This is a genomic window from Limnofasciculus baicalensis BBK-W-15 (assembly GCF_024178385.1).
In the GTDB taxonomy this organism is placed as follows: Bacteria; Cyanobacteriota; Cyanobacteriia; order Cyanobacteriales; family Coleofasciculaceae; genus Limnofasciculus; species Limnofasciculus baicalensis.
Genome location: NZ_JAMZMM010000242.1, coordinates 1 through 9,457, shown reverse-complemented (window position 1 = coordinate 9,457; position 9,457 = coordinate 1). Strand labels below are relative to the sequence as shown.

Sequence of the window (9,457 nt, the reverse complement as noted above, 5' to 3'; positions counted from 1 at the left end):
GAGCTTGGATGGCTCCAGCGGATCAGCCTCACGAAAAATTTGTATTCCCAGAGGAAGTTTTACCTCGCGGTAACGCTCTCTAAAAATGGGGAGTAGGGAGTAGGGAGTAGGGAGTAGGGAGTAGGGAGTAGGGAGTTAAAATTCAAAACTCAAAACTTAAAACTTAAAACTCAAAACTCTCTCTTCCCTCTAACCTCTTTTCCAATTTTCTGTGCTATCTTCAGAAGAGGTGTTCCACTGTGATGAATACCTAATAACGGCAAGAAAGACCTTATCGCAAATAAATGGAGGTGGTGCCTGTGATAGATAGTTTTAAAATCATGGGTCATCTGATTGAAGTTAGCCGGCTGTGCGCCGGGGCTGTTCTCTAGCAGTCAGCTTGCTTCTCTTCGGAGAATCTCACAAGTTGAGCGTGCTAGGCTGGCTGAAGAGTTCCTTCCGGCAGTCTGGTTTCAATCAGAAGACCCGCTACACCGCTCTTACATTGTGATGGATTAATTTCAATCGCTATCTGTAAGAGCGGATAGTTTTTTGGCAGAAGTCCAGAAATTCAGGAGAAATAGAAACATGGCTGGGTTACTGACACAGGAAGAGATTAAAGTAGGTGTAAGTCAGCTAGAAGGCTGGACGCTTGAGGGGAAGGAATTGCGGACAACTCGCAAATTCAAAGACTTTGTAGATGCGATCGCGTTTGTTAATCAACTAGTTGAGCCAGCAGAATCCGCTGGTCATCATCCAGATATAGCCATTTCTTATAATAAGGTCACAATTACTCTGACTACGCACGATGCAGGTGGATTGACTGCCAACGATTTTGATATAGCCAGAATTATTTCTCAGTTATAGCAGGTAAGAGGAAGGGGGAGGAAAGTTTTAACTCAAACCACTCCCCACTCCGCCTCGACGGCTCGCCGAAGTCTGAGCGCTCGCCGAAGTCTGAGCGCTAGTCGAAGTCCCACTCCCCACTCCCCATAAAAAAAAATAAAGTTTCTTGAAATATTGACAAATTGGGGAGAGCAACGCTCGGAAATTCGCTAGTATAATAGTAAACTGACGATTTGCAGCTTCTGTACTTGGAACTTTATCCAGCTATCCTCAGTCGGAGTGTCTAGACTTGACTGTTGATGGAGTAAAAAGGAAAAAAGCTAAAAAAACTCTCCATGGTATCTGCCAGATTTACACAGACGATGTACCATGGTTCGAGAAAGGCAATTAAAAATCTTTCTGTCTGTATAAGGTGTGAGGACAAAAGAAGATGTCTAAATTAATGTGGAAGTCTCTAATTATTAGTCCGGCTGTGTTGATCGCAACACTGGCGGTTTCTGCTTTAGGAGTCCGTGCAGCGACAAATGCTGACCTGCCTCTTGCCGAAAACAAAGCCGAGACAGTAGTCCAGCCTCTAACTGCTGAGGCACAAGCTCCCAAAGAGGAGTCTGTAAAAAGTGCAGTAGCGCCAACGGCTCCAGAAAGCCAAGCAGCGCCATTATTTGCAGCAGATGCGGTAAAAGTCCCGATTGACATTGCTCAAGCAGCGCCATCTGCTGGAAATGACGACCAAATTTTAGATCAAATCAACCGCTACAGCAACGAAGGTACCAGTAACTCCCAAGGACAGGTTACCAATATCGGTCAACTGCGGGATGTGTCTCCTGGAGACTGGGCTTATGAAGCGCTGCGGAATCTAGTTGAGCGCTATGGCTGTATTGCAGGTTATCCAGATGGCACATACCGAGGGAACCGCGCCCTGAGTCGCTATGAATTTGCCGCAGGTTTGAATGCTTGCTTAAATCAGATCGAGCGGATCATCGACACAGGCTCAGGTCCTGTTGATGATGGTAGTATCGCATCCCTGCGGCGGTTAGTTCAGGAATTCCAAGCTGAATTACAAACTTTAACCGGACGAGTCGATAACTTAGAAGGTCGGGTATCTTTCTTAGAAGACCATCAGTTCTCCACAACCACCAAGTTAGATGGTGAAGTGATTTTTGCCCTAACTGACGAGTTTGGTTTGGACAATGTTGAGAACAATACCGTATTCCAAGATCGGGTGCGTTTAACTCTCAATACCAGCTTTACCGGACAGGATCGGTTGGTAACCCGTCTAGCAGCAGGAAATGCCACTAAATTTAATGGTGTTGGTTATGAAGGGACTCAAACCTTTAACATCGGTGACACAGGTAGCAACAATGTCGTCGTAGACTGGTTAGCCTACTACTTCCCGTTCAAGAGTTCAAAAGTTTACGTTGCGGCTACCGGAGGTATTCATAGCGACTACGCTCCTACCCTGAATCCTTACTTTGAAGACTACGATGGTGGTAATGGTGCCCTTTCTACCTTCGCATCTGAGAACCCCATCTATCGCATCGGTGGTGGTGCGGGTGCAGCCGTTAGCCTTGGCGTTGGTCCTCTCAAGAGTGTTCTCGGACCAAGTACTCTGACTATCGGTTACTTAGCTGGACCTGATGCTGCTAATCCTGCCAATAAGAATGGTCTGTTTAATGGTGACTATTCAGCCCTAGCTCAGTTAAACTTCAATCTGGCTGACCGGATTGGTATCGGTGTAACCTACGTCCACGCTTACAATAACACTGGGACTGACATATTTGACTTAGGTGGTGGAGCAGGTAAAGGTGTCGTAGGTACTACTTATGCCAATAATCCTGGTTCTATAGCTGGCGTTGGTGGTGTGCCTGTGGTGACTAACTCCTACGGTGTAGAAGCTGCTTTCCGCTTGAGTAAAAATATCTCGATTAGTGGCTTCGGTACTTACACTGATGCAATCTTGATTGGTAAGGGAGATGCAGAAATCTGGACTTACGGAGCTGGATTAGCCTTTAGTGACTTGGGTAAGGAAGGTAACATCTTAGGTATCTTCGCTGGCGCACAACCTTATGCTGGTAGTGTTGACTCTCCGGGTGTTAACCAACGAGTTAAGGATGTGCCTTTCCACGTTGAAGCTTTCTACAAGTATCAGCTAACAGATAATATCTCGATTACTCCGGGTGTGATCTGGTTGATTAATCCGAATGGGGATCAAGCTACTAACCAAGATGATGCTTTCATTGGTACTCTCAGAACTACATTTAAGTTCTAGAGTCTAATTTGCCTGAGACTTGAGTCTGAAAATTAAAGAGTCTGCCCTTCTTTTAGGAAGGCAGACTCTTTGTTTGTGACAGTTATGGAAAGGCGTGGAAGATCTCAGTTTAGAGGTTGTTTGGAGTAGCAATGGAAGAAATTGCATGGCATTATAGCAGAATGCAGTTCCTTTATGGCGGGGGTATCCACGGAGGAAGAAAAATGAGCAAAGAAAATATCACGTTTCGACTTGAGACTGAAAAGAGAGCAGCACTCGATGCGATCGCTACTGTGATGGATCGCGATCGCAGTTATTTGATTAATGAAGCAATTGGAATATATCTGGAGATGTATCAGTGGTTGATTGAAGAGATTAAGCAAGGTATTGCCGAAGCTGAGGAGGGAGACTTTGCCAGTGAGGAGGAAGTTCAATCTGTTTTTGCTAAGTTGATCGATGAAAATTAAGTGGCTATGGTGCGATCTCAGATTAAACTTAAATTTTAACTCATAACACCGTTGGCGTAGCCGCCCTGAAAGGGCTACTCATAACACCGTTGGCGTAGCCGCCCTGAAAGGGCTACTCCTAACTCAGGTTAGTGGAAAGCCGGAGTATACTAGGAAAGACTGTCCATGACACCAATCAACTAGAAACTGTGGAACTTTCCTGTAAAACGGAATACGCTTTACTTGCCCTCTTGGAACTAGTGGGTGAATACAATAGTGGAGAACCACTGCAAATTCGACAAATTGCTGCACATCAAAATATACCAGATCGCTATTTAGAACAACTCCTGGCAACATTGAGACGCGGCGGATTAGTCCGGAGCCAAAGGGGAGCCAAAGGAGGGTATATTCTATCACAGGAACCCTGGAAAATTACGCTTTTCGATATTGTCAGTTGTCTAGACGGAACGCCATCAAAAGTATCTAATATTGATCCAGCAAGCAAAACAGTAGAAAGTGCTGTTGTTCAGGATATTTGGCAGGAAATCTACAATAGATCTAATGATATATTGCGAGAATACACGCTCCAAGATTTATATGATAAGCGCAATCATAAACGACAATTGAACATTATGTATTATATTTAGTTATTGGTTGTTGGTTGTTGGTTGTTGGTTATTTAAGACCAGCTTTAAAACAAACAACAAAGAACAAACTTATGCGAATTGCTCAAAATATTACACAACTTATCGGTCGGACACCTCTAGTGCAATTAAACCGAATTCCCCAAGCAGAAGGCTGTGTGGCTCGAATTGTTGCCAAATTGGAGAGTATGAACCCATCGGCTTCTGTGAAAGACCGGATTGGGATTAATATGATTAATACCGCAGAACAGCAGGGGCTGATTACTCCAGGTAGAACTGTATTGGTGGAACCTACATCAGGAAATACTGGTATTGCACTGGCAATGGTGGCAGCCGCTAAGGGGTATCAATTAATTTTGACAATGCCAGATACTATGAGTTTAGAACGTCGGGCGATGTTGCAAGCTTATGGGGCACAACTGGAATTAACTCCTGGTAGTGAGGGAATGACTGGCTGCATTAGACGAGCGCAGCAACTAGTTGATCTGCTGCCGGATGCTTACATGCTTCAGCAGTTTGACAACCCAGCTAACGCCGAAATACATCGACTAACCACAGCCGAGGAAATCTGGGCAGATACGGAAGGAGAGGTCGATATTTTAGTGGCAGGAGTGGGTACTGGTGGTACGATTACTGGTGTTGCTGAGGTCATTAAACAAAGGAAACCCAGTTTTAGGGCGATCGCAGTGGAACCCGCCAATAGTCCAGTACTATCAGGAGGAAAGCCGGGACCCCACAAAATTCAAGGTTTAGGGGCTGGTTTCATTCCCGAAGTGCTGAAAGTTGAGCTAATTGATGAAGCGATCGCCGTTACCGATGAAGATGCGATCGCTTATGGTCGTCGTCTGGCTCGTGAAGAGGGGCTGCTATCTGGTATTTCCAGTGGTGCGGCTTTGTGTGCTGCGATTCAGGTTGGTAAACGTCCTGAAAATAAGGGACGGCTAATTGTAATGATTCAGCCTAGTTTTGGAGAACGCTATCTCAGTACTCCTTTATTTCAAGATCCAGTATTACAAGTACCCAGCTTATTAAATGGGATATAGTCACCTAAGTTGCTAGTTATAAACCCATTTGTTGCTAATGGCTAATAGCTAATAGCTAATAGTTATTTCTTTTTATTTACTATGAGCAATTAGCCATTAGGTATTAGCTGTTAGTTAACAGTTATTTTTATTGAATTTACCATTAGCAATTAGCAATTAGCAGCAATAAAAAATATCAAGTCTAAAATCCCATCAAGCCAATGCTATCGAAATCCAACCATTACGACACCCTAGATGTCAACCCCAAAGCCACATCAGCAGAAATAAAACAAGCCTATCGCCGTCTAGCCAAACTATTTCATCCCGATAGCAATAGTAACAGCATTAACACTGAAAAAATCATCCAGATAAATGCCGCATACGAAATAATAGGTGACCCTCAGCGCCGCCGTTCTTACGACCAAAAACTGCGAGAGGTAAATCCTCAACCTTCATCCACCCAAAGCCAACAACGCCATGATGAAGTTCAAAGAAAATATCAGCGTTATCGAGGCACAAGCCAAAATGCAGATACCCAAATTAGACAATGGTTACAGGAGGTTTATCAACCTGTAAATCAATTTATTAATCCTATATTAAAAGAACTAAACACCCAAATAGATCGACTTGCTGCCGATCCTTTTGATGATGACCTTATGGAAGAATTTCAGAAATATATAGAAGACTGCCGTCACCACCTTAATCTAGCTCAAACCGCCTTTCGTTCTCAACCCAATCCCCCACATGTTGCAGGTGTTGCTGCTAGCCTATACCACTGCATAAATCAGTTAGGAGATGGCATAGAAGAGTTACACAGATTCACCCTCAACTACGATGACTACTATCTCCATGTAGGTCAAGAATTATTCAGAATCGCCAAAAAACTGCGTTATGACGCACAACATGCTCTTAAAGATATTAGCTGTTAGCTGTTAGTTATTTGTTGTTTGTTGTTTGTTGTTTAGTCAAGAATTAGCATTCAGCCCCACCAATAACCAATAACCAACAACCAATAACTAATAACCAACAACCAACAATCAACAACCAATAACCAACAACCAATAACCAACAACCAACAACCAACAACCAATAACCAATAACCAATAACCAATAACCAACAACCAACAACCAAAATCGTTTATCCTATAAAAAGTTAAGTAAACTTAACTTCACAATTGCTCAAAATCTCACACAATGGAATGTATCGTCACCCGCAGGGCACAGTTCTCAGCCAGTCACCGCTATTGGTTACCGGAACTAAGTGAAATCGACAACACTGAGAAATTTGGTCTATGTTCCCGGTTTCCCGGGCATGGACATAACTATGTCCTATTTGTCTCCTTGATCGGAGAGGTAGATAAATATGGCATGGTACAAAACCTGTCAGAAGTCAAAAAGGTGCTTCAGCAGGAAGTCACTAGTCAACTAGACTACGCTTATCTTAATGACACCTGGTCAGAATTTCAACAAACCCTACCCACCACTGAAAACATTGCCAGAGTAATCTGGGCACGCTTGGCTCCCCACTTACCACTTGTAAACATTCAGTTATTTGAACATCCCGAACTCTGGACAGACTATCAAGGAAACAGCATGGAAGCACATCTAACTGTATCTACTCACTTTAGCGCCGCTCATCGGCTAGCTCATCCCCATCTAAGTTACGAAGACAACTGCGAGATGTACGGTAAATGCGCTCGTCCCAACGGTCACGGGCACAATTATCATCTAGAAGTGACAGTCAAGGGAGAAATTGACCCCCGCACTGGTATGATTGTCGATTTAGGGGCATTGCAGAAAGTTATCGACAACTATGTTGTGGAACCTTTCGACCATACATTTCTTAACAAAGACATTCCCTACTTTGCTGAGATTGTTCCCACCGCTGAAAATATCGCCATCTATATCCGCGATTTACTTCAGCTACCTATCCAAGAGTTAGGTGCTAACCTCCATAAAGTTAAATTAATTGAAAGTCCAAATAACTCTTGTGAGGTATACTGCACTCAAGCCCCCTCATCCGCAGCAACAGCACAGATGAACGAACAGATCCTTGTATCTGTCTAAGAACTTATGTTCTGCCTAATGCCTTTAGGGGTATGGGTTTCACTCGTACCCCAAGTCTGTCTCCAGGATAATTTTTGTTTGCGACTTCCTAGAAGTGCCTTGATGTTGAATAATGTTAAGGATCGTTCAGTGCGATCGCAGTAAGAGCGCTTCGGGATGATTGTTTCTCGCTAATGTATGGGCAAAAGTTCAATAATCCTGTAATCTTATCTAGCTGCCTCATTCAAGCGATAAAATGTCCTATTTGAAGTAACAATAGAGGAAATATGGAACCGAATCCACAAGAATCTGTATATACCGAGAGCAGTGTCCAAGAGCATAAGGTAGACGTAAACGTCGAACAGCCTGGAGCAATCGCTCCATTTTCTTCATCTAAGCCCACCTCGGATCAGCCTTTGCAGGAATTGCTCCAACCTGTTTTGGATTCCCTATCAAAACTGCCTGGTATAATAAGCGGATTTTATTACGAGTACCAATCAGTACTGATCCTGATTGGGTTAGTAGTCGGCGGAGGTATCTCGGTATATCTCACCCTGGCAATACTAGATGCAATCAATGACATTCCCCTTTTAGCACCTATTTTTGAACTAGTGGGGGTTGGCTACACTATCTGGTTTATTGCTCGTTACCTCTGGAAAGCTGAAAGCCGTAAAGAGTTAGGTGAGGAATTCAATTCTCTCAAGGACCAATTATTGGGCAAAGAGTCATAAAAAACATCCGGTAAGTCTTCAGATTAACAAAGTACATCCCAGAAACCGGGTTTCTTCAAGAAACCCGGTTTCTCTGTACCTGATACCAAATCCGGTGTAAAATATTTATCATAAATCTGGGTTAACTCGCGTAATCTTTGGTAATCTTCTAATTCTTCCACTACCCACCTCACTAATAGAGTCAATTGAAGTAGTTGTTAACTGTTGCACAACATCAGCAACTTGCTCTGCTCCTACCTCTTGTAGCATTTTCAATAAATCCGTACTCTGAGTAATTAATTCAGTCACATCAATAGACTCATGGATAGGCTGATAATCTCTCAGTCGTCCGATTCCTTCACCAAGTAGAATCACTGTACCGCGCCAATTGAGATTACCTAAGTGATAGCAAGCAACCGCAATTTGCAAAATACCTTGGTAAAATTTCTTTTGCGGCTCTACCGATTCCATCCACAATGCCTCAAAAGTATCGTGACAGGCATAAAATTCCTCTTGATTAAATTGATTAACTCCTTTCCAAAATTCATTGATCATTAGTTGTTTGTTGTTTGTTATTTGTTGTTTGTGATTGGTTATTTGTTATTTGTTATTTGTTATTTGTTAAGAAAGTTTTGAGTTAAAAATTGTTTGAGGACTGACGCAGCTACGCCACATATAGTTGGAATGGTACGTTAGGAAAGCCTAATACACCCTACATATAGATATTTTGCTTAAGTCCTATTTATTTAACTCAAAACTCAGGATGGGCAAAGTATTTTAGCCATTAGCCAGATGCTATTCCTCTTACCTATTCTCTACAAAAATACCATTAGCTTGTAGACAAAAGACAAATAACAAATAACAAATAACAAATAACATCTCAAGCCATAGTAGCTCTTACCGTGTGGATTTCTTCTATCGGAATATCTTGCTTGTCACCAGCAAAATCATTATCTGATGTCAAAAACAACATACAGTGACACTCTTTACGTTCCTGCATGGGGATGCAAGGACAATTCCAATAGGCGGCTTTCACCTCTGCTTCTTTGTCTTCATAGTGGCGACAGGGGCATAGGGGTGCGCCTAAGTCATCTTTGTGTTTGGCTAATCCTTCAATCACCACAGCGGTTACTGAAGGGTCCACACAAAAGTAGGTTTTAGTGTTTTTTGCGTATTTCTCCGCAAAATTTTTCATCGACTTCAGGCTTTTCTCACTGGAGAGTTTAGAGATTGGTGGTGTACTCATTGCGATTGGGTGGGCAGTTTAACGAATTCTCTGCATTTTACCTTAAGTTCAGCGACTGTCTTATCTCCCCATCTCCCCATCTCCCCATCTCCTCATCCCAAATCCCCTCATCCCCCTATCTCCTCGAGGGCTGTTTCATTCTCAAATTTTACGACAGATTGAAATCTGTCGCTACACAGACAAAACCCGCCTTCGCGGGTTAGCAAGTTAAGGATTTAGTGATTAACAAATAAGTTGAACCGCCGAAGGGCGGTTTAGCCTGTGTAGCAA

Annotated in this window: 10 protein-coding genes; 8 read left to right on the top strand and 2 right to left on the bottom strand. The window is 43.0% G+C overall.

The window, feature by feature from the left end; genetic code table 11:
- The first annotated feature begins 567 nt into the window (after positions 1 to 567).
- The 8 genes from NJ959_RS20280 to NJ959_RS20245 all read left to right on the top strand — a co-directional run bounded on the left by NJ959_RS20280 (position 568) and on the right by NJ959_RS20245 (position 7,962).
- Positions 568 to 846, top strand: a complete 279-nt coding sequence (locus NJ959_RS20280; protein ID WP_254013557.1) for a 4a-hydroxytetrahydrobiopterin dehydratase — start codon at positions 568 to 570, stop codon at positions 844 to 846.
- Between the two features lie 409 nt (positions 847 to 1,255).
- Positions 1,256 to 3,094, top strand: coding sequence for an iron uptake porin (locus NJ959_RS20275; RefSeq protein WP_254013556.1), 1,839 nt, complete (start codon positions 1,256 to 1,258; stop codon positions 3,092 to 3,094).
- Positions 3,095 to 3,225: 131 nt separating this feature from the next.
- Entirely contained in the window at positions 3,226 to 3,540 is a 315-nt protein-coding gene (locus NJ959_RS20270) for a CopG family ribbon-helix-helix protein (protein ID WP_254013555.1), read from the top strand.
- A 188-nt stretch (positions 3,541 to 3,728) separates the two neighbouring features.
- The gene (locus NJ959_RS20265) at positions 3,729 to 4,166 is read left to right on the top strand and encodes an Rrf2 family transcriptional regulator (RefSeq protein WP_254013558.1); all 438 of its coding nucleotides are present in this window, start codon (positions 3,729 to 3,731) and stop codon (positions 4,164 to 4,166) included.
- Between the two features lie 71 nt (positions 4,167 to 4,237).
- Positions 4,238 to 5,206, top strand: a complete 969-nt coding sequence (gene cysK, locus NJ959_RS20260; protein WP_254013554.1) for a cysteine synthase A — start codon at positions 4,238 to 4,240, stop codon at positions 5,204 to 5,206.
- A 200-nt stretch (positions 5,207 to 5,406) separates the two neighbouring features.
- Complete coding sequence (locus tag NJ959_RS20255; RefSeq protein WP_254013553.1) at positions 5,407 to 6,114, top strand: J domain-containing protein; 708 nt, start codon at positions 5,407 to 5,409, stop codon at positions 6,112 to 6,114.
- Positions 6,115 to 6,379: 265 nt separating this feature from the next.
- Positions 6,380 to 7,252: a 6-carboxytetrahydropterin synthase gene (locus NJ959_RS20250; protein ID WP_254013552.1), complete on the top strand. Its 873-nt coding sequence runs from the start codon at positions 6,380 to 6,382 to the stop codon at positions 7,250 to 7,252.
- 266 nt (positions 7,253 to 7,518) lie between these two features.
- Positions 7,519 to 7,962: a CAAD domain-containing protein gene (locus tag NJ959_RS20245; RefSeq protein WP_254013551.1), complete on the top strand. Its 444-nt coding sequence runs from the start codon at positions 7,519 to 7,521 to the stop codon at positions 7,960 to 7,962.
- Positions 7,963 to 8,070: 108 nt separating this feature from the next.
- On the opposite strand, the gene NJ959_RS20240 is transcribed toward NJ959_RS20245, so the two are convergent.
- Entirely contained in the window at positions 8,071 to 8,496 is a 426-nt protein-coding gene (locus NJ959_RS20240; RefSeq protein WP_254013550.1) for a DUF309 domain-containing protein, read from the bottom strand.
- Between the two features lie 325 nt (positions 8,497 to 8,821).
- Positions 8,822 to 9,187, bottom strand: a complete 366-nt coding sequence (locus tag NJ959_RS20235) for a ferredoxin-thioredoxin reductase catalytic domain-containing protein (RefSeq protein ID WP_254013549.1) — start codon at positions 9,185 to 9,187, stop codon at positions 8,822 to 8,824.
- Positions 9,188 to 9,457 lie beyond the last annotated feature (270 nt).